The sequence below is a fragment of the Flavobacterium sp. J372 genome, from assembly GCF_024699965.1.
Lineage (GTDB): Bacteria > Bacteroidota > Bacteroidia > Flavobacteriales > Flavobacteriaceae > Flavobacterium.
This window is the reverse complement of sequence record NZ_JAJOMZ010000004.1, coordinates 2,431,817-2,452,102: the sequence shown is the minus strand read 5'-3', so window position 1 is coordinate 2,452,102 and position 20,286 is coordinate 2,431,817. Positions and strand designations below refer to the sequence as shown.

General features: G+C 41.0%; 16 protein-coding genes and 6 pseudogenes. 2 read left to right on the top strand and 20 right to left on the bottom strand.

All coding sequences use genetic code 11. The features are described from left to right. Nucleotides 1-11 precede the first annotated feature (11 nt). From LRS05_RS12155 to LRS05_RS12080, 16 genes and pseudogenes are all read right to left on the bottom strand, one after another. Nucleotides 12-1,112 carry a hypothetical protein gene (locus LRS05_RS12155; protein ID WP_257868566.1) on the bottom strand — a complete coding sequence of 367 codons (1,101 nt, stop codon included), beginning with the start codon at nt 1,110-1,112 and terminating at the stop codon, nt 12-14. Between the two features lie 285 nt (nt 1,113-1,397). Beyond that, entirely contained in the window at nt 1,398-1,640 is a 243-nt protein-coding gene (locus LRS05_RS12150; protein ID WP_257868565.1) for a hypothetical protein, read from the bottom strand. Then, nucleotides 1,637-1,948, bottom strand: a complete 312-nt coding sequence (locus tag LRS05_RS12145; RefSeq protein WP_257868564.1) for a hypothetical protein — start codon at nt 1,946-1,948, stop codon at nt 1,637-1,639. The genes LRS05_RS12150 and LRS05_RS12145 overlap by 4 nt, the downstream gene beginning before the upstream one ends. Before the next feature lie 258 nt (nt 1,949-2,206). Next, a pseudogene (locus tag LRS05_RS12140) lies at nt 2,207-2,425 on the bottom strand (PRTRC system protein B); the annotation flags it as partial. 10 nt (nt 2,426-2,435) lie between these two features. After that, on the bottom strand, nt 2,436-3,281 hold the full coding sequence (locus LRS05_RS12135; protein WP_257868563.1) for a hypothetical protein: 846 nt from the start codon (nt 3,279-3,281) through the stop codon (nt 2,436-2,438). 125 nt (nt 3,282-3,406) lie between these two features. Further along, a complete protein-coding gene (locus tag LRS05_RS12130; protein ID WP_257868562.1) occupies nt 3,407-3,583 on the bottom strand; it encodes a hypothetical protein in 177 nt (58 codons plus the stop codon). A 23-nt stretch (nt 3,584-3,606) separates the two neighbouring features. Then, on the bottom strand, nt 3,607-3,825 hold the full coding sequence (locus LRS05_RS12125; protein WP_013406998.1) for a PRTRC system protein C: 219 nt from the start codon (nt 3,823-3,825) through the stop codon (nt 3,607-3,609). Nucleotides 3,826-3,855: 30 nt separating this feature from the next. After that, nucleotides 3,856-4,380 (bottom strand): PRTRC system protein E, encoded by a 525-nt coding sequence (locus LRS05_RS12120; protein ID WP_257868561.1) that lies wholly within the window; start codon nt 4,378-4,380, stop codon nt 3,856-3,858. Nucleotides 4,381-4,431: 51 nt separating this feature from the next. Continuing rightward, nucleotides 4,432-5,505 (bottom strand): annotated as a pseudogene (locus tag LRS05_RS12115) (DUF932 domain-containing protein). 35 nt (nt 5,506-5,540) lie between these two features. Then, nucleotides 5,541-5,918 (bottom strand): annotated as a pseudogene (locus LRS05_RS12110) (single-stranded DNA-binding protein). Nucleotides 5,919-6,459: 541 nt separating this feature from the next. Then, nucleotides 6,460-7,335 carry a DUF4238 domain-containing protein gene (locus tag LRS05_RS12105; RefSeq protein ID WP_257868560.1) on the bottom strand — a complete coding sequence of 292 codons (876 nt, stop codon included), beginning with the start codon at nt 7,333-7,335 and terminating at the stop codon, nt 6,460-6,462. Between the two features lie 2 nt (nt 7,336-7,337). Next, nucleotides 7,338-8,726, bottom strand: a complete 1,389-nt coding sequence (locus LRS05_RS12100; protein ID WP_257868559.1) for a hypothetical protein — start codon at nt 8,724-8,726, stop codon at nt 7,338-7,340. 163 nt (nt 8,727-8,889) lie between these two features. Continuing rightward, nucleotides 8,890-10,153 (bottom strand): annotated as a pseudogene (locus tag LRS05_RS12095) (site-specific integrase). A gap of 321 nt (nt 10,154-10,474) precedes the next feature. Next, on the bottom strand, nt 10,475-11,332 hold the full coding sequence (locus tag LRS05_RS12090; RefSeq protein WP_257868558.1) for a neutral zinc metallopeptidase: 858 nt from the start codon (nt 11,330-11,332) through the stop codon (nt 10,475-10,477). A gap of 122 nt (nt 11,333-11,454) precedes the next feature. Continuing rightward, nucleotides 11,455-12,272: pseudogene (gene kdsA / locus LRS05_RS12085) on the bottom strand (3-deoxy-8-phosphooctulonate synthase). Nucleotides 12,273-12,336: 64 nt separating this feature from the next. Further along, the gene (locus tag LRS05_RS12080; RefSeq protein WP_257868557.1) at nt 12,337-12,792 is read right to left on the bottom strand and encodes a 2-dehydro-3-deoxyphosphooctonate aldolase; all 456 of its coding nucleotides are present in this window, start codon (nt 12,790-12,792) and stop codon (nt 12,337-12,339) included. Nucleotides 12,793-12,868: 76 nt separating this feature from the next. Here LRS05_RS12080 and LRS05_RS12075 point away from each other — a divergent pair, with 76 nt between their 5' ends. After that, a complete protein-coding gene (locus tag LRS05_RS12075) occupies nt 12,869-13,429 on the top strand; it encodes a YeeE/YedE family protein (RefSeq protein WP_257868556.1) in 561 nt (186 codons plus the stop codon). Between the two features lies 1 nt (nt 13,430). Beyond that, nucleotides 13,431-13,844, top strand: coding sequence for a DUF6691 family protein (locus tag LRS05_RS12070; protein ID WP_257868555.1), 414 nt, complete (start codon nt 13,431-13,433; stop codon nt 13,842-13,844). Between the two features lie 84 nt (nt 13,845-13,928). Here LRS05_RS12070 and LRS05_RS12065 read toward each other — a convergent pair. The 4 genes and pseudogenes from LRS05_RS12065 to LRS05_RS12050 all read right to left on the bottom strand — a co-directional run bounded on the left by LRS05_RS12065 (nt 13,929) and on the right by LRS05_RS12050 (nt 20,283). Beyond that, a pseudogene (locus tag LRS05_RS12065) lies at nt 13,929-14,649 on the bottom strand (family 16 glycosylhydrolase). Between the two features lie 38 nt (nt 14,650-14,687). Beyond that, nucleotides 14,688-17,006 carry a beta-glucosidase BglX gene (gene bglX, locus LRS05_RS12060; protein WP_257868554.1) on the bottom strand — a complete coding sequence of 773 codons (2,319 nt, stop codon included), beginning with the start codon at nt 17,004-17,006 and terminating at the stop codon, nt 14,688-14,690. Nucleotides 17,007-17,083: 77 nt separating this feature from the next. Beyond that, nucleotides 17,084-18,727 carry a glycoside hydrolase family 16 protein gene (locus LRS05_RS12055; RefSeq protein WP_257868553.1) on the bottom strand — a complete coding sequence of 548 codons (1,644 nt, stop codon included), beginning with the start codon at nt 18,725-18,727 and terminating at the stop codon, nt 17,084-17,086. 5 nt (nt 18,728-18,732) lie between these two features. Beyond that, nucleotides 18,733-20,283, bottom strand: a complete 1,551-nt coding sequence (locus LRS05_RS12050) for a PKD domain-containing protein (protein WP_257868552.1) — start codon at nt 20,281-20,283, stop codon at nt 18,733-18,735. Between the last annotated feature and the right edge of the window lie 3 nt (nt 20,284-20,286).

Genomic DNA, 20,286 nt, shown 5'->3' with positions numbered 1-20,286 from the left:
GTTTTCTTAATTCACTTTGGAGTAATCAATTCATAAATCTTTTCACGCCTCGAAGTTGTATAGTGTTCGACTTTCGCAATAAATTCTTTTCCGTCCTCCCCATGTTCACTAATCAATAGAAATTCACCTTTGTCATCAATAACTCTCGGATCGAAAATAATATTCATTTTGAGAATATACTTTCTGAAAAAGTCGCCAAAATCATACGACTTAAAGTGAATGTTCTCCACATAAGTGCCCTCATGTATATTAAAGGAACCTACTAAGACCTCAGCGTTTTTTCTATCAAAACCCGCATAGAATTTTGCATGAAAATCACGTTTGAACAAAGCCTTCTTATCAGTGAGTTCATCTACAGTTGGATTTAAAAGCCCGTAATCTTTAAGAACATTAATGTTCACACCTGTATTAGCCGAACCTTCAAGGAAAGATGTAAGGGTCGCTTTTCTCGTTAGCAAAGTTGTTTTATGCGGAATTGTGTTTTTTAGTATCCAATTCCAAAGCTCAACACGTTGTGCTTCGCTATTCTTAAAGTCAAAACCAATAAATGGAACTGCTAAGAAAACTTTATTGTAGTAAACCTGCCATCTTATTAATAGCTTCTGAAGAATTGACAGGCAATCATCCCTATCGTAAACGCCATCTATTGTGAACTCCAAATCTGCACCTATCACATCTATCAGTATTAGTTCATGCTCTTCCTCTATAGGCAATTCCCTTTCTTTAAAGTCCTTATATAAAACTCCTTTCGTGTTAAATCCGCAAGCGCATTTATAATCTACTACAACAATGATACTGTCCGGGTTTCCAGCTCTTCCTTTGAGGTAATAGTTTAAGTATGAATTTATAGACTTGTTTATCGAGGGTAGCTTATCAGAAAGTTGAGCATACAAGATTGGTTCAAGATGTGTTTTGCATCCTGGACAGAAAAAGATATTTTCTTCAATATCGCTAAAAGTAGATTTTTCAGGTTCTCCCGTTTGAACAAATAGTAAGTTGTCGAAACTAAAATCTTCAGGGAAACTATCTAAGTCATGTTTTTTTAACGCCATCATTTTTGACTCCGGAACATCATTGTCCCATGAATCTAAAATCGTTGCTCCTGATTTCACAGAAGAATAATCGTCCGGATTCCTTTACCTTATAAGGAAACTTTGTACTGCAATTATCACACTGCAATATCCACCCTCCACTATCGTTAACACCGCCCGGTACTTTCCCAATTGACAATTGGATATTTTCTTTACACAAAGGATTCGGGCATTTTACCACTTCTGTTCTATGACTAACTTCAAACATGATTATTCTTATTTTAGCTACAATACTTTCAATGCTTCAACAAACAGCTTCTTACAATCTCATTACCTTACCTTTTAAGTGTAAAATTAACTGTCAGTCTAATATTTTGTGATCTTACAATTTCCATTTTCAATATCATCTTTTACAGTCTTGTATTTAACATCATCTTTCCGTGTCCCATTTTGATATACAACACTTATCCGTTCGTTTCTTCCAATTTTTAAGCTCATGGAACCCATTTTGGGTTTTTCCTCTTTCTTAGGTGATAAGTTGAATGCAATATTTTTTGGAATACCTTCGTGTTCATACCGAACCTGTTTATTAGGCCCTGTTTGTATCATTCTGAAAAGGTTAAATATTTCATTTGCCTTCTCATTATAAAGTATCTTTCCTGATTTAAAACAAATTCAGTTGTTCCGAATGAACCAATAACTTGATCCGTCGTAACTTCTTCTGAAGACGGATCCAGATTTTCATATTCATCAAGAATAAAACGAGTTTCAACGCCAATTAGATTATACCGATCAAGTAGCAGTTCATTTCTGATTGCAAAGTTTTCACCGAATTTCTTTTTCTGAACACTTGGATAAATTATAGCTTCAAAGTTTTGGTCTGATACTACAGGATAAAATAATTGCTCAGAAGACAATAATGCACTGAAAATAATCTCTGGGTCTGCTTCTATCTACTTCTAAGCTGTATGCGTCAACAAAGAAATCCTCGAGTAAATAATAAACTTCTTGCAGTTGATGCTGAATTTTTGGATTGACAGTCTTATCCTTCATTATAATAAGGCTATTCACTTTTGCGTTTGGTTTTAACTCATAATGTGATAGTGTAATTACGTCACCATTTTTTGGTTTTATTTCCCAATACGCACCGGCTTCGCTCGTCGCACAGTATTAGATTTTAAAAATGCCTTGCTCTTTTCCTTTTTGGTATTGAGTGCTTTTGCCAATACTTTGGCTTCTCTTTCGGTCAAAGGATGGGCGTTGACAGGATTACCGTTCTTGTCCATATCAAAATGTTCTACATAGGTGTATTTATTATTCCCTTTGGTTTGGTAAAAAACCAAAGCCGATAAAGGGTGGTAAAGCGTTCCGAAGTCTTGTGTTATATCTTTCATGTTTGTGTATCTAAAAGTTATTCAGTATGTATATCAATTCCTCAATTAAGGCAAAAACACGGTTTTCAAATTCAAGGGTATTGGTCGTAATGTCACTACCATCAAACTGTTTTACAATGGTGGGTTCTTCCATCTGTCCGTATTCCTGCAACTCGGTGTTCACGCTGTCGAAAAGTGTTTGAAACAAAATACCTTTCGCATCGGCACAAAAGGAAACATACTTTTCCATCCCTATACTATTTTCCATATCTTCTTCGTTAGCTTCTCCGTTTGGTAGGGCATTGCGGTTTATGGTGGCAGTCGGGAATTGTCCATACAGGGCAAAGGCTTGGCTTGCCAGTTTGTAACAATCTTGGTCAAAGCTGTCTTTGATTTCAAAGGCACTTAAACGCTCTTTAAATCGGCTCAAATTCTGCCCGTTGTAAATCTTCTGCTCCATACGTTGGCCTATTTGTTCTGCTTGCCTAATCTCGTTTAAATAGGTTGGCGTGTCCTCGTTCTCATCATCGCATACAATCCACTCCGTTACCATTTCATACATCCAATACAGGTAACTGCTTTTCTGCCGATAATAAGGAACATCTGCAATGTGGTACAGGTAGGCGCACACGGACTGCAATAGCTGTACGGCTTGCTTACGGTTAGGGTTCTTGGATAGCCGGTACAACGGCACTACAGGAATATAATACAGGGTTGCACCTGTATTGTACCGTTCCTCGCTAACGAAATAAGTTTTCTTACTATCCTGTATCAAACGTATTTCTTCCCAATCACGAAACTTTTTCCTTAACTGTTCTTCTGTATCATCTAATGCCAAAGCGATATTGTAGGGATAGCCGTATTGCCTGGACTGCATGGGTTGTATGCCGTAATGTCCTGCAAGTTTGGAAAGGGACTGGTAAAAATCCCTCTCCGTTTTTTCAGATTTCTTACAAGCTTGTGCCGTTTCCGCTTCTTGCAGTTTCGGAAGGAATGAACATCTTAGAAAACCATTGATAACATGGCTATCGGTACGGCTTTCAATTTGTCTTTCCGTATCTCGTTTGCGTCCTTTGGTCTTTGCATCCAGTCTGCGAACTCGCCCAATTGTTTGTGCAAAGTCCGCTGTTTGGGTTGCTGTGGGGTTTTGATGATGCCCGATATGATATTGCGTTGCATAATTTATTTTTTTGATTTTTGGTTTAACCTTTCGTTCCCATTACGCTCTCAAATCGGTACTGTACTGTATCGTCACGGATAACAGGGGCGGATACTTTGGCAGTGGTCAGTATCGGATAAGAATTTGCATAGAAATTCATCACGGCTTCCACGCTCCATTTGGGTTCTGGGTCGGTCAGTTTAATTTGCTGTCCTTTATCGTTGAGTATAAATACCCTTTCTAATTGCGTTGCTAATAACATAATGTTCGTTTTAAGTGTTAAACAATTGGTTTACTCTGCTCCGAAAAGGCTCGGTGTTGAAAACTTCTCCGATAATTCCGTTTTGCGTTTACGGATTTCGTCCGCTTTTTCGGGGAACTCCGTTATATCGGGTACTTTCATCCACGCATCACGGAATTTGCCTTCTTTCTCCAGTTCGTCAGCCTTTGCAAGACCTTCTTTATACTTCTTGTCTTTAGTTTCCTTTTCCTTTTTCTCTTTCTCTGCTTTTTCTTTCTCCATTGCTGATTGTTTTTTAGCTTCTTCCAATTGCTTCATAAATACTTCCATATCCACCATTAAGCCCGAAGCCTTTTGTATAGGTGTGGTTATCTGCTGAAAAAATCCCTCGTCAAACTCCTGTGGTGTGGCGTTAAATGTTAATGGGGGAATGAGGTTTTTGGCGTTATCTCCGCATTGCTCGTTGTTGAGTATTACTGATACAATTAGGTTGCTTTCTGCTCCTTTGGCTATGTTTAGTTGTAAAACTCCTGTAAAGTCCAACTGTGCTATCTGATTGAAAAAATTTGCGTTCATAGTTCTGAAATTTGTAAGGCTACCACCATTAAGGCGGTAGCCTGTTGTTAGTTAATTGAGATTAAAGATTTCTGCTCCGTCTAATGCAAAGCCATTACACAATTCAAATGCTTTCTGTGACTTGAGTTGAGCAGTTCCACCCAGTACAATACTCTGTAACTTGGCTTCATCGTCTTTGTACTTTCTTACGTTCTGATAGTAACCAGTAACCGCATTATACGCTCCGAACAATGTGCCTTTGGTAGTGTCCATTTGTTGGGTGTCGCTTATCATTGCGTATGCAAAGGCATCCTCTACGGTGTTTTTGAACACGGTGGAAATTTCATCTTCTGCACCTTTTTTGAGTAGGTCAAGCGTTTCCTTATTCGGGCAAAGTGCCAATTGGATTAGCTTTTGAACTTCACGGTCTGTTACCTTTACTTTTGCCCATTTGTTGAAAATCCCCTCTAATTGGTCGCTCAATGTGTTGGCAAGTCCCATAATCTTGTGAGCGTTCTCGATACGTTGTTTTGCTCCCGAAGTGTGCTTGATACGGACTACATTGGTCATATTGCGTAATGAAGCGTTTAAAGTGTTTTGGCAAACAATACGGATTGGTGTAAATGCGGCTGTGATACTTCCGCTACCATCGTGCGAAGTGGTTAAGAAAATGTACTTTTCCGTAACATCATCGCCATTACCCACACGAATATAGTCGGGCAGTTTGGCTGTGATGAAAATGCGTTCTCCGTTGCCTAATGCTCCTGCGGTTTCGTACAGAATGCCCTCGTCACCGCCTACAATAGCATCAAAGAAATTAAAGGCTTCACGGTTTTATACAATGTGGTAATCCTTGCCGACTACTCCCAATACTTTATTGTTATCGGTGCGAATGTTAGCGTAATAATTAGGCACTTCTAATTCAGTACTGCCTATCTCTATGCCATTGGTGGTTTCCATAATGTCCGAACCTTTTGTAAACAATGGAGATTTTACGACTTCATAATCTAACCCTGCATATTTGATAGCTTCCTCGCTTGTAGGGTATTGCTCCACGATTTGTCCTAAACCGTGCCACGCTTTTTGTTGTACGCTAAAGAATGAATAACGCCCTGTTCTCTCGTTGAAATTGATATTATGTGCCATGATAAAATGATTTTAAATGTTTGAAATATTCGTTGTTAAAATGGGAGGTCGCCCTCTGACTTGTTGTTGCTTGTTCCTGTGGTAGTTTGTGCGGTTTCTGATTTCTTGCCCCCTCCGTGCAGTCTGATGTTTGAGGTATGGAAATTTAATCCTGCGTGTGCTTCTCAGTCATTACCTGTCCACGCCCTAGCACTTACCCTGCCTGTCAGCTCTACCAATGTGCCTTTGGTGAGTATCTTCGCTACGTTGGGGCTTATCCAGTATGAGCAGTCGAAGTAGGTTGTTTGCTCTATGCGTTCGCCCTGTTTGTTACGGTAGCTGTCGTTGGTCGCTATCGAAAAGTTTACTACTTGTTTGTCCTGTGACGTTGTGCGTACTTCCGCATCTCTTGTCAGTCTTCCTGTGATGTTCATGTTTTCTACTTTTTTGCGTTATGAAATTTGTTCTTATTTGATTTTTTTATATTTATTCGGTAATGAGAGGAGGTGCTGAAGTTTCGTTTCACTCTGTTACCGTTTTCAATGCTATATTTTTCCATTGCTGACATTTTTTTATTCGTCTAAAGAGCCGGAGTATGCTTTGTTTCGTTTCACGAGCATAAAAGGTTAGTGTTTAGCAGGAACAAGGTTTTGCCAAACAAATACGACCCGCATGGGTGGAGATTTTTTGGCAAACCCAAGGGGCATGACCTTGTTTCTGGGTTAAGAACACGATCATACCTTTGCTCTTAAAATGGAACAAAAGCGGCATACTGGCTCTTGAATAAAAACTATGTGGAAGCAGGTGGAAAAGGCATTAGGAAACGGTCCCGTGTAATCGGAATACAGAAATTTTCTAGATTGAATATTTGAAATATTGCTTCAGAAATAGTGGCTGTGAAAGCCATGAAGAAAAATGTGCAGTAATAAAAAAAGCCGGGGCTTTTAGCCCCGGCTCAGTTATGTTGAGAAGAATTTAAGTGAACTTAAAAATGTGTTCGTGAATAAGATTTACCTGTCCGGCACCCTGTACAGTATGGTAGGTGTTAATTATAGAAACTAGGTGATTCTTATCACGACAGACCACGTACTTTTTTGCCTGGTGATATATCGCCAGATCCTTATTGAGATAGAAAGCGATACTGTTAACTTTTTTATCGCCCGAATCGTTGCAAATAAAAGTTTCCTTATTCCCAAGAGGTAAAATGAAATTTCCGAAATCCTCTATATCAGAACTATTACTTTCAATCAGTGGCGAATCACCCAGGATAGATGTGATTTTGTCATTTGTATTAATATAACTATTCTGATGCAGCTTCAATAATTTATCAGGTGTTATTTCAGCGTTCTCATAGAATGGCAGGAACGGGAAAATAAGGCGTTTTGTCCGGCTGAAAATTTCGGAATTGAGCAGATGTTCAATTGCCTCTTTGTTTTGAGAACCATCGTCATTTATGACCTTTATCGAGATTGGCAGCTTATCGTATGTATAATGATTATCCTTTTCATCAAACAATTTATCATTGACGGGCAACCGCCATTTTAATGAAGATACCATTATCAGTAAAGACATCAGCCCTTCCTCGCTTATGTTTTCGGACTTAATAATTTCATTAAGATCACGCGAAAATTTTTCATCAAGCTCAGCGTACAACTTTTCAAGATTATCATTTAATGTATCTCCAAAATCAAGGGTATTCCTGTTCATTTCAAAGAAAACCGATTTTGGGCTTCTCTTCTCCTTTACAAAGGTTCCCTTTTCCTTATCATACAGGTACAGCATATTGTCCTCATCGGCAAATCTCTTGATAAGGAACTGTGGGATATAATGGTGTCGTTTTGAAATACCCATATTTAGCTGATATTCTGTTTTAGGCGTTCCAATTCCCTTAGATATGGGCCATACAGGTTCAGCTCGTTGAGGGCAAGCCTGAATACTATACCGTAGATGGGTGGCGGGGTGAATTTTTCAAAATTGTCGCAATCGGGATCGCCATCAGGGAATGCGTACTTCGCTTTTTGGTGTGCTGGCCTTGATGCAATCCTATTTGTCCTGATGCTTTCAAAAATTTCGTAGGTAGCCAATATCAAAACCGTAGCTTCACCGAATGTGGTTAATTTATCAACGTACCTAAACTGTTTGTCTTTAAGTATGACAGGAGGTGTAAAAAGGTTTATTAATCTGGAAAGCTCCAGGAGAAATTTCTGTTTGTACCTGATGGTATCCTCACCGGTAGCAAAAAATGGTCTGACAAAATAAAAAAAGTCTTTTTCCTTTAGTTTCTGTGCAAGATAGAATTTGTCGTAGTAATATTTCAATGCCTGGGAGATATGAATACGACCTTGGCGGGACGTTTCATCTGCAAAGGATTTTATATTGTCAAGGACTGCATTGTACTGGGGGGCTTCCAAAAAGTTGGAAAGTAAATATGCTTCCGGATCTGTCTGAAATTGCTCATAGCCACCGTCCTTTAGTTTTTCCAGTATGTCAATCAGTATTACCGGAGGATTCGATGAGTTCAGGGCAAAGTAAGCAATAAGGATTTTTTCAAATGCTGAGGGTCTTCTTATGCCATAGTATGAAAGCAGTTCTTCAAAAAAACAGTAAGGATAAAAGGGCCTTTGACTAAGCATACTGGGGTTAATGTCCGAAAGGTCATTTTCAAAAAGGTATTCATCAATTGCGGAACTCAAAAATTCGTCCATTGCTCCAAATGTCAGGTTAAAGCTATGCACGTTGACAAGACCAGTAGTATGGATGGTAATAAAATGTCTTTCCCCATTATGTATTACCCCATCCACAACTACTTCCATTGGTCTATTTGTTCTTTCTATGGATGCAATCCCGAATTTTTTAGTCGTGGTATTGTTTGTGTCCTCAACAACCTTATAGTCAATATCGTCTTCATCAAGTATGGCTGTAACATCATTCCAGTATTTTATCATATCCTCACAGCTTTCAAAAGTATTGGCATTGATTGGATAGGCATTGATCCCTTCTCTGGCTGTTAAGATGGTTGATGCACGAAACCTGTCGCAAAAGTTGAGGTTAAACTGGCGGATACCAGGTAGCGTGGCAATGTTGGTAAGGTAATGGTAATATTCATGAATGAATATAGACTGCTGCTGACCAATTTGCAGATCCGTTATGAACGTAGTCAGGTTGTTAACATCAAATCCATCCAAGCAGATGTAAAACCTGTCTGGGTAATATTTAATTTTTGTAAGGTCAATTTCTTCCATTATCTCGTTATTTTTTAAATTCTTTTAGAAGGTGGCTTATATTTACTTTCTCTACGTAAATTTAAAAAATAACGGTCGAATTTAATGTGGCTTAGGTCTTGATATCGCCAATAAAAAAGCAGGATAAGTCCTGCTTCAAATTTATACCACGAAATAATGGCTTTTAAACAAGAACATCTCCTTCCATGTCAATAAATGCGGCTTCCATACCCGCGAATTTATGTGATACTAAATCCATATCCTTACTGATTTTCTGACTTGTGATCTTGGCATAGATCTGTGTGGTAGAAATATTTTTATGGCCCATCATTTTGCTAAGGCTTTCAAGTGGCACACCTTCGGTCAGGAACATGGTAGCAAATGTGTGACGTGCAGTATGGAAAGTTACTTTCTGTTCTGTAATAATTTCCGCTTCCTCTATTAGGTTTCTTTACGTGGCTATTGCAGGTAGCATTGGAAGGAACGGGAAAAACATACTCATTACGGGTAACACCCCTGTATTTGTCAATAAGACGTTTCGGAATTTCCAATAAGCGAACGTTTGAAGCAACGTCTGATTTTTTCCTTCTGCTAATGATCCATTGGTGTCCGTCAAAGAAAGACTGTATGTTGCTCCATTTCAGCTTTTGAATATCAATATAAGAAAGCCCTGTAAAGCAACTGAAAATAAAGAGGTCTTTTAAAAGTTCGTATTTGGACTTGGACGGTTTTAGAAGCATTAACTTTTCTACATCCTCTTTTAAAAGATAGCTGCGATCAGTTTCTTCCATGCTGATTTCATAATCCTCAAAAGGGTTTTGTCGAATCAAGCCTTTTTTATCGCCAGTTCCGCCAATGCAATAACCGGCATGGTATAAACCCAAACTGTGTTATGCGTACATTCCTTATCTATGCGCAGAAAGAAATCGAACTCCGGATAAAGTCTGAGGTAAGTTCCCGAAACGCCATATCCTCCCTGTGATAGCGTTCTTTGATAAATTCGGAAAGGTGATTATAGACAGTCTTATATTTATTAAAGGTGTTTTGAGAACGCTTGCCCTTGCTGACCATTCTTTCAAAATTCTCATTCTGGTCCTTGAATACTTTAAGGATGGCATCATCCATAACACCAACTCCCAAAAATGATAGCTTTACTTTTTGTGCAGTTGCAAAGCCTTCATCTTTGAGCATATCATCGTAAATATTATTGATACGCACCCGTATATTATCCAATTTAAGATTGGTGCTCAGCGCCTGGGCACTTTTGCCCAAAACCCTTCCGTGCTTTAAATCCCAATTATTGGGGTTTATGTCCAGTTTGGTACTAAAGGATTTTGGTGTCCGTCAATAGTGATACGCCCCATAACAGGGACGTTCCCATTCTTCTTAGGTTCATTCTTTTTCAGGTAGAAAAGCAGCTTGAACGTGGATCTTTTTTCTTGTTCCATAACTCAATTGTTTAATGTTTAAAATTAACTTTCATTGAGTTACAAGGGAATATGAAAAGCGATGCAAATGACTGAAATATAGGTTTTTATATCTTCATTCGGTTGGTTGTATTCAGTAACGATTTAGTAACCTAACCTTGGCATTTTAAGCTCAAAACTTGTCGGACACCTACTTCCAAATTTTGCCTCACGTTTTATAAACCACTGTATATGAACGGTCTTAACCGTTTTGCTTATTTTTGCTTTCTCCTAATATTTTTTAGTTAAAAATTTAACACGCTGATTATCACAATAAAAAAGCCTGAAATATTAGGCTAATTTTTATCTCAATTCGGCAAATGTGTCACCCTGTTTAATATCTCCTGTGGTAAATCCTTTCTTAAACCAGTACATCCGCTGCTCAGATGTTCCGTGTGTGAAAGAATCCGGCACTACATGGCCCTGTGTCCGGTTTTGTATGGCATCATCACCAACAGCATTGGCAGCGCTCAGGGCTTCTTCAATGTCACCTTCTTCAAGTACATTGTTCATTTCTTCATTGTAATGTGCCCAAAGGCCAGCATAAAAATCTGCCTGAAGCTCTTGCGCAACGCTTAGGCGGTTGGCTCCGGCCTCACTGGTCTGTTGCTGCATTTCCCTTACTTTGGTTGATGTGCCTAAAAGTGTTTGTACGTGATGGCCTACTTCATGGGCTATAACATAAGCTATAGCAAAGTCTCCGCCTTTGGCGCCAAACCGGGTTTGAAGTTCATTAAAAAAAGCCAAATCCATATAAACCTTTTTATCAAGAGGGCAGTAGAAAGGTCCTGATGCTGAAGACGCGTTGCCACATGCTGTTTGTACACCATCAGTAAACAATACAAGCTTTGGCTTTTCATAAGTCATTCCGTTTTCACGGAAAATCTTATCCCATACATCTTCAGTGTCGGCTAGTACAGTCGCTACAAACTCACCCATCTTTTGTTCTTCAGAGGTAAGTTCCCGCGTTTCACCTGCCGGGGCCTGCTGCTGTATCTGGTTCTGGATATCGTTTATGATGGCCGAATTATCCCCACCCATAAACATGTTTATCAGTAGTACAATCACACCAATTATACCGCCGCCGGCTACTATTTTACCGCCGCTCATGCCGCGCCTGTCTTCAACGTTGCCGCTCTGCCTTCTGCCTGACCATCTCATACTTGTAAGTTTTATAGTATGAAGGTAGAAAGATTTTATATCGCAATTGCCAGTTTTAAAACCAAATTAACGGTTTCAGATAAATGTCGACAAATTGACAAATTAACGAAGCAACAAATCAACTAAAACTTATTTATCGTCTCGCGTATAGCTGTAAGCTTTTCCATCAGGCCTTCAAAGTAGTTAAGGTGGAGCATGTTGGCACCGTCGCTCTTTGCATTAGCCGGGTCAAAATGCGTTTCAATAAAAATACCGTCAACACCTACGGCAATACCCGCTTTGGCTATGGTTTCAATCATGTCCGGCCTTCCGCCTGTAACGCCTGCAGTTTGGTTGGGCTGTTGCAGTGAATGTGTTACATCAAGCACAGTAGAGCCAAATTGCTTCATTGTCGGGATTCCACGAAAATCAACAATCATATCCTGATAGCCGAACATTGTACCACGGTCAGTAATCATTACCTTATCGTTATTGCAGTCAAGTACTTTCTGCACAGCGTGCTTCATGCTTTCAGGGCTCATGAACTGGCCTTTTTCAGGTTTACGGTTTTCCCGGTTTCTGCGGCAGCCACAACGAGGTCGGTCTGTCGAACGAGAAAAGCCGGAATCTGTAATACATCAACAAACTCTGCCGCCATGGCCGCATCTTCATTGGTATGTATGTCAGTAACTGTGGGTACACCGAATTCTTTACTTACTTTTTCGAGTATGCGCAATGCCTTTTCGTCGCCAATCCCGGTAAAACTGTCTATACGCGAACGGTTTGCTTTTTTGAATGAGCCTTTAAATATATATGGTATTTTCAGCCTGTCAGTCACTGCTACGGTTGTTTCTGCTATTCGCAGTGCCATTTCTTCGCCTTCAATAGCGCATGGTCCTGCAAGGAGGAAGAAATTACCGCTGCCTGTATGTTTTATTTGTGGAATGTCTTTTAAGTTCATGTTGTGTGTTATAATTGTTGTGCAAAGATAAAAATAAAAGCCTCTTAAACAGAGGCCTTTGTTGTTACTTGATTTCACGTATACCGAAACCCTTCGGAGCCATTATTTTGCCGCGCTCATACAGGTTGATGTAAATGCGGTGCGGCTTGTTAAGGCCCGGCCAGGTTACTTCATATATATCAAGCAGGCCCGCACCCATCTCATTTTTTGGGGAAGGGAAGGGGCAGCAGGTATCAACTTTAGTGTAGGTGAGTTTTTCGCCATTTGGGCCGGATAGCGCCCCAAAATAACGCTTTACGTTTATCTCTGCGGCCTGAGCAGGCATAAAGCCGAGATTTACGGGATAATCCTGGTCATAGCCATAGTTTTTATCGCTGCTCATCTCAGTAATAACAAATGTTTTTTCTTTTGACAGTGCAGGCATAGGCGCCTTGTCATCTACATTTTTAAGGGTAGATTTTGTGCTGATGCATGAGGTGGCAATTACAAGTATGGTAAGAAGAGAAAGAAATTTTTTCATGACAGTGATTTGTATTTCAAAGGTAATAAATGTGCCGTACCTTCCAAAATAACTATTTTTGTTGAAATTTATTTCTATGTATAGCTTTTACGGAACTTGGCCATGGTATATATCGGGCTTTTTAATAGGCGCTGTGATGCTGGCGCTGATTTATTTCGGCAAGACATTCGGTATGTCTTCAAACCTTCGTACAATGTGTACGATGCTTGGTGCAGACAAAGCCGCCGACTTTTTTAAATTTGACTGGAAAGCTCAGCGCTGGAACCTTGTGGTGATACTGGGCGCTGCCATTGGAGGATGGATTGCAGTTACATATCTAAGCGATGGGAACGGCGTACAGATAAACCCGCAGACTGTTGCCGAACTTCGCCAGATGAATGTTGATGAACCCAACGGTAAGCTTTTACCAGATGCGCTTACAAGCGCTGAAGCATTGGAGTCGCCAAAAGTATTAGCGATATTGCTCATAGGCGGGCTGTTAGTTGGTTTTGGTACACGCTATGCCGGCGGATGTACATCAGGCCACGCTATTACTGGGCTGAGCAATCTTCAGCTGCCATCTCTTATTGCTGTGATAGGTTTTTTTGCGGGGGGATTATTAATGTCATGGCTGCTATTGCCTCTAATACTGAATTAATATGAAGTTTATAAAATTTTTGCTGGTAGGTATTGTATTCGGTATTGTACTTACAAAAAGTGAGGCTGTTTCTTGGTATCGCATTTACGAGATGTTCCATTTCCAGTCGTTCCATATGTATGGTATAATAGGTGTGGCGGTTATTACCGGTGTGATTGGTATACAGTTGATAAAACGAAATAATGTAAAAGACATTACAGGCCAGCCTATTGTTATTCCTGATAAGGAAAAAGCTTTCACATCTTATCTTGTAGGCGGAGCGATATTCGGTTTAGGCTGGGGGCTTGTTGGTACCTGCCCTGGCCCGATATATATTCTTATTGGTGCAGGTTTTTGGGGAATAGGTATAGTGCTTATAGGTGCATTGCTCGGAACCTTCATCTACGGATTATTTAAGAATAAACTTCCGCATTGATAAAGCTTACTCAATAAAAAAGGCGCCTAATAGGGCGCCTTTTTTGGAAACTAACTTAAACAAATTTTGATATAAAAACTATTATTAGTTGGCATATACACGTATGTAGTCAACCATAAATTCCTGAGGAAATATGCTGTCATCTACTGTCGGCCCGCCAAAATTTCCGCCGATAGCTACGTTTACAATAAAGTAAAACGGCTGGTTAAAAGGCCAAACTTCTGTAGTCTTGTTTTCCGGAGCGAAAGTGTACACGCTTTTGTCATCTACAAAAAATTCAATTTTATCTTTTGTCCAGTTTATGGCATACGTATGCCACCCTTCCTCAATAGTTGGGAAAGCCGTTTTCTTTGTATTAATGGTCTCGCCATGGCTGTCTTTGGTATGCAGTGATGTGAATACCATGTGCGGCTCTTTACCCACATATTCCAGTATGTCTATTTCACCGGCCATTGGCCATCCAACCTGCTTAATGTTGGAGCCCAGCATCCAGAATGCAGGCCATATTCCCTGACCTACAGGCAATTTTGCGCGTGCCTCAATATAGCCATACTTAAACTCTTTTTACCGGCTGTGGTAATACGGGTAGAAGTATACTTGTCGCCTTCTTTTTTGCCGTAATGATGAGCTTCCCATCTTTAAGGGTATGATTGGTAGTTGTATAAAGCTGTCGCTCATTATTGCCCCACCCGCATATGTTAGGGCAGCCGTCACCCAGCTCGTAGTTCCACACTTTTTCATTAAGGGCTTTACCGTTGAAGTTTTCTTCCCACAGCAATTTGCCTTTTTTAACCTGTGCCGTCATGGTGAGGCCACTAAGCAAAAGTATTGTTGTTATTTTTCTCATGGCCTTTGCGGTTGTTGCACTGTATATTTAAAATTGCCTTCAAGTTTTGTGGCAGAGCTTCCGCCTGCAAACACTTTGAACTCTCCCGGCTCGGCTTCCCATATTTTATTAGCCGAATAGAACTCTATTGTTTTCTTGTTGATGCTGAATGATACTGTCTTAGTTTCTCCCGGTTTTAGAGAAACCATTTCAAATCCTTTCAGTTCTTTAACAGGCCGTGTTACCGATGCCACCAGGTCGCGTATATAAAACTGCACCACCTCTTTGCCATCAAGTTTGCCGGTGTTTTTTACATCAACCGAAACAATAATATTACCTCCTTCAGCAAATGAGTTACCGCTTAGTTTAAGGTTGCTGTACTCAAAAGTGGTATAGCTTAAGCCATGTCCAAAAGGGTAGAGGGGGCTATTGTCCACATCATTATATTGCGACCAAAACACGCTTTCAGTTGGTTGCCCGTCACCAGGGCGACCTGTGTTTTTATGGTTATAGTAAATAGGCACCTGTCCTACATTTCTCGGGAAAGTCATAGGCAGCTTGCCACTTGGGTTATAGTCACCATACAAAACCTGTGCAATTGCGTGTCCGCTTTGCGTACCCAAATGCCACGCTTCAACAATTGACGGTACATTCTCTGCTGCCCATGATATTGCCAATGGCCTTCCGTTGGTAAGCACTAATACAATATTTGGGTTAACCTTATGTACAGCTTCTAATAACTCCTGCTGTACACCGGGTATGGTAAGCTCACTCCTGCTGCGGCCTTCGCCGGTATGCAGGCCGTGTTCACCTAATACCATTACCACAACATCTGCCTGTTTTGCAGCGTTGATAGCTTCGGCAAATCCGCTTTTATCAGTTACATTTACATGCGTTTTAAACCCCATAACTGTTTTGCCTGTGGCAACGTCAGCGCCTTTTGCATAAGTGAGCGTATTGCCTTTGTATTGCTGCATTCCCTCAAGAACACTTACAGCTGTGTTATCATCGGCGCCAATACGCCAGTTGCCAAGCGGACTGGTTTTGTCATTTGCAAGCGCCCCGATAAGTGCAATCTTTTGTCCCTGCTTTTTCAACGGAAGCAATTGCTTGTCGTTTTTCAACAGTACAATTGATTTTTTTGCCACATCAAGCACACCATCCAAAAACTCTTTTTTGCCAATGGTTTGCTTTTCGCGCTCTTCATTGCAATACTTGTAGGGGTCATCAAACAGGCCAAGCTCAAATTTTAGTTTGAGTATACGGCGAACTGCTTCATCAATTTTTGATTCGGCTACTTTACCTTCACGTACAAGGGCGCAAAGATGCTCTACATAACCGCTTGATTCCATATCCATATCACTGCCTGCGTTTGCCGCAAGCTCAGACGCATGTTTTAAGTCTTTAGCATAACCGTGCGCTACCATCTCACCAAGCGATCCCCAGTCAGACACTACAAAACCCTGGTAATTCCACCTGTTTTTAAGTATGTCGCGCTGTAGGTAATGGTTTCCGGTTGCAGGGATGCCTTCCAGTTCGTTGAATGAATTCATGAATGTAGCAACACCCGCCTCAGCTGCTGCCTTGAAAGGAGGGAGGATGATGTTGTGAAGCGTATTGTCACTAATATCAACCGTGTTATAATCACGCCCTGCTTCTGCAAACGAATAACCTGCAAAATGCTTGGCACAGGCAGCCAGGTGAAATTCATCATATTTCTCACCCTGAAAGCCTTTAACGCGGGCTACGGCAATTACGCTGTTGAGATATGGGTCTTCACCGGCGCCTTCCATTACGCGGCCCCAGCGTGCATCGCGAGACACATCAACCATAGGTGCAAACGTCCAGTTAAGTCCTGATGCTGCAGCTTCAGCGGCTGCAATCTCTGCCGATTTTTTTATGGCATCCATATCCCAGCTTGCGGCTTCTGCCAGAGGGATGGGGCTTACCGTTTTATAGCCGTGTATAACGTCATACCCAAAGATTATCGGTATGCCGAGCCTTGTTTGTTCAACAGCTATTTTTTGCAGCGCCCGAACGTCTTTTACACCTTTCACATTCAGCATAGAGCCTACCCAGCCTTTACGCAGGTGCTCATATTTTTTTGCAGCGTCACCATCTTTTGGTGCAGGCCCTGTAACTTCCCAAAAACCATTGTACTGGTTCATCTGGCCCACTTTTTCCTCAAGGGTCATGAGTTTGAGTACAGAATCGGCTTTACGCTCATAAAGTGATATTGCTGCAGTGCCTGAAGTGCTCCGGGATTTTGTACCCGAACAGCCAAGCAGAATCATGCCAGATATAGCGGCAATATATGTTATTAATTTAAATTTCATTATTTTATACAAATGGCAAATTAAAAAGCAGGCCGGCAGAAGCCGGCCCTTGCCTAACTGAAATTAATTATTACGTTTTATTGGTAAACCCTTACATAATCAACTTCCATAGTTGATTGTGTGAATGCAGGGTCAATGGCTCCGCCAAAGTTTCCGCCCATAGCCACATTCATGATAAGGAAGAAATCCGCATTGAATGGTGATGCCGGGTTGTTGTTGTATGAATGGTACTGTGTGCCGTCAACATAAAACTTAATGCTGTTTTGGTGCCAGATAACTGTATAAACGTGGAAACCATCGCTTACACCCGGTACAGTTGTTGAACCTGTATTGGCATTGCCTCCTGAATTACCAGGGTAATGCAGAGAACCGTGAATTACATTCTGCTGGTTGCCTACGTGTTCCATTACATCAATTTCACCACATGCAGGCCACGGATTTGTTTGATAATTTGCTCCCAGCGCCCAAAGTGCAGGCCATGTACCGCCACCAGAAGGCAGTTTTGCCTTAAACTCTATTTTGCCATAAGTAAATTGCTTTTTACCTTCAGTTTTAATACGGGCAGAAGTATACGTACCATTAGCTTCTTTTTTAGCTGTGATTTTTAGCATACCTCCCTGAACCACTACATTGCTTGCGGAGTTAGTATAAGTTTGTACCTCGTTATTGCCCCAGCCGTTTGTACCGTTGCCAAGGTCATAAACCCATTTAGAAGCGTCCGGAGCACCGTCTGTATCAAAATTATCTTCCCATACAAGGTTGGTAAAGTCTGGGTCATTACCACCGCCGTTTGGAGGGGTAGTTGTGAAGATGTGGTACCAGGCAAGTCCCGGATCATTACCCATTACAGCCCTTACAACCATCTTGGTGTTAGTAAGCTCAAGTATTTCATAAGTGTTTTGGCCGATATAATATCCCATAAATCCACCATCAGAGAATATCATTGATGTACCACGAGTACGCTCAGGCGCCACCACAGAGTTTGAAGGTGCAAGCTGCACTATTTTTTGGCCAGACACATTAAATGGCGAACACTGGTCTGATGATGAAGAGCTACCGCCAACACTGTTATATGCTGCGTTAAAGAATGTCCTGCCACCATTATCAAGAGTATATTTTAGTGTATTGCCGTCTTTTGTAAACGTTAAAACATTTTCATACAGGCAGTTACTATCTGGTGAGCCTGCTTTTTCAAATGGTGCTGCAGCATACCATACCGGAAGATAATTTTGGGTTGCGTCTGAATTATTCGGGCCAACGCCAAGGTGACCCGGCAGGGCAGCAGCCCAATACCATACTTTTGAACCACCGCCGGTCAGCATCTGTACGGCTTCATCATCAGAGAAGTTGCTCAGCACAGTCACTTCGATAGTTTTGGTTGTTGAAACCCCGCCACGGCCGTAAGCAATAGCAGTAATCGTATATGTGTTTACACCATTTGTTGTAAACTGTTTTTGTGCAGTACCGGTAGGTGAGGCAATGCTTGACATATCACTAAAGGTAAATTTGTAGCTGATAGCATTGTCGGCTTTTGCAACCAGGTTTACCTGCCCCGAACCATCACCATAAGGATTTGCGCTATCTTCACCTACAATTTCGGCAGTAAGCGTCATATTTGATGGCGCGGCAAGGCTGCCGAAGGTTTTGTCATCATCCTGGCAGCTGCTCACCAATACAAGCAGCAACAGGAATTTTGCTAAATTTTTTAAACTGTTTTTCATAGCGTTTAATTTGTTAATTGAATGTCGTCAAAATAATAAGTTGCACCATTACCTGTAGCGCCAAAATCACAGAACAATACAACCATACCATAATTGTTTGAATTTACAATACCGGCAAAGTCAAATGTTATCTCTTCCCATGCATTAGCTACCGTTGTAGTTGTCTGGCGTTCAATATTAATTGCAGAATTTCCAATATTTTCGAATTTTAGCAGTATTGTTTTACCAGCTGCCGGAGACCAGATTTTCATCTTCACTTTCTGTTGGGCAGAAAAATCTATTGGTCCTGCCATAGGCATTGCAATACCAGCCCACATTTCTGCACCATTATTTTTCACCAATTGCCCTACAGTTGCACTAGGGTTGCCTGTCCCCTGATGTGGGTTGGCTACTTTACTGCCAACCGCACCACCAAAATTATTGAAAATATAGTTTAGGGAGTTGTTCTCAAAAGTAAGCGGAAAGCCTACGCCTGCATCACCAGCAAAAAGCGTAATGTCGTCAAAGTAATATGATTCGCCGCCGCCCCAGTTACCAAAGTTGAAAAACAGGATGATTTTGTGGTAGCTATTGCCGGTGTTAACGCCTGTAAAGTTATAAGTAAGGTATTGCCAGCCGGCGGTTGTAGTAGTTTGTGTAACTTCATGATTTATGTTACCGTCAGTGAGGTTTTCAACTTTAAGCAATACAGGTATTCCTGCTGCCGGGGCCCATACTTTTACCCTGAAGTATTTAAGTGTGGCGAAATCTATCGGTGCATCTAGTGTAAGTCCTGAACCTGCCCATGTTTCTGCACCGGCTGTTTTTATTACACGTCCAACCTTAGTGCTTGTGTTAATACCACCAACAGCAGGATTATCAACTACACTTGCTACTGAGCCCCCAAAGTCGAAGAAAGCGTAGTTTAGCGTTGTGCTTTCAAAATCAATTGGCAGTAACAGCGGGTTTGTCACGGTTACGGTTTCGGTCACAGTTGTTGATGCTGCGCCACCGCTATATGCTGTTACGGTAATAGTGTATGTACCGGGAGCGGCATAATTATGTGTTACCGTTTGCCCTTCATTAAACTCTACAGGCACAGCTGCAGGGTCATCACCATACAAAACTGTAAAATAAGCTTCATAGTCTGCTGTTGCAGAAACATTAATGCCAAGTGAATTACCTGTAACGCCTGTAACTGCAACCTGAACATTTTCAGGCTGTACAAAAGATACTGTAAGCTCATGGTTATATTCAGCCGTCTTGCCATTTACGTTTGTACCGATGATTTTTACATTATAAACCCCTTCAGCATATGTATGGGTTACAGCATTACCCGGTAAAACCATTGCAGGTTCTGCGGTACCGTCACCAAAATACACATCAAACTTTGTAACGCTTTCACCACCAGGCAGAATCCTTACAAGCCCAGTGTTATCCTGCGTTATTGTAAACAGCGCTGTAATATTTGAAGGCGCTGATGCATTCTCAAGATCGCTCAGGCTGTTATCATCATCTGAACAGCCAAAGAAGGTGGCTGCCAGAACAAAAGCAATTAAAAATTTTATATTCTTCATAAT

Excerpts from the sequence above, each read along its gene's own strand:
- LRS05_RS12120 (WP_257868561.1), bottom strand. The coding sequence starts at position 4,380 with ATGAACGCAAATTTTTTCAATCAGATAGCACAGTTGGACTTTACAGGA.
- LRS05_RS12075 (WP_257868556.1), top strand. The coding sequence starts at position 12,869 with ATGTATAGCTTTTACGGAACTTGGCCATGGTATATATCGGGCTTTTTA.
- LRS05_RS12055 (WP_257868553.1), bottom strand. The coding sequence starts at position 18,727 with ATGAAAAACAGTTTAAAAAATTTAGCAAAATTCCTGTTGCTGCTTGTA.
- LRS05_RS12135 (WP_257868563.1), bottom strand. The coding sequence starts at position 3,281 with ATGCAGTCCAGGCAATACGGCTATCCCTACAATATCGCTTTGGCATTA.
- LRS05_RS12090 (WP_257868558.1), bottom strand. The coding sequence starts at position 11,332 with ATGAGATGGTCAGGCAGAAGGCAGAGCGGCAACGTTGAAGACAGGCGC.
- LRS05_RS12080 (WP_257868557.1), bottom strand. The coding sequence starts at position 12,792 with ATGAAAAAATTTCTTTCTCTTCTTACCATACTTGTAATTGCCACCTCA.
- bglX (WP_257868554.1), bottom strand. The coding sequence starts at position 17,006 with ATGAAATTTAAATTAATAACATATATTGCCGCTATATCTGGCATGATT.
- LRS05_RS12070 (WP_257868555.1), top strand. The coding sequence starts at position 13,431 with ATGAAGTTTATAAAATTTTTGCTGGTAGGTATTGTATTCGGTATTGTA.
- LRS05_RS12150 (WP_257868565.1), bottom strand. The coding sequence starts at position 1,640 with ATGATACAAACAGGGCCTAATAAACAGGTTCGGTATGAACACGAAGGT.
- LRS05_RS12125 (WP_013406998.1), bottom strand. The coding sequence starts at position 3,825 with ATGTTATTAGCAACGCAATTAGAAAGGGTATTTATACTCAACGATAAA.
- LRS05_RS12130 (WP_257868562.1), bottom strand. The coding sequence starts at position 3,583 with ATGCAACGCAATATCATATCGGGCATCATCAAAACCCCACAGCAACCC.
- LRS05_RS12050 (WP_257868552.1), bottom strand. The coding sequence starts at position 20,283 with ATGAAGAATATAAAATTTTTAATTGCTTTTGTTCTGGCAGCCACCTTC.
- LRS05_RS12105 (WP_257868560.1), bottom strand. The coding sequence starts at position 7,335 with ATGGGTATTTCAAAACGACACCATTATATCCCACAGTTCCTTATCAAG.
- LRS05_RS12100 (WP_257868559.1), bottom strand. The coding sequence starts at position 8,726 with ATGGAAGAAATTGACCTTACAAAAATTAAATATTACCCAGACAGGTTT.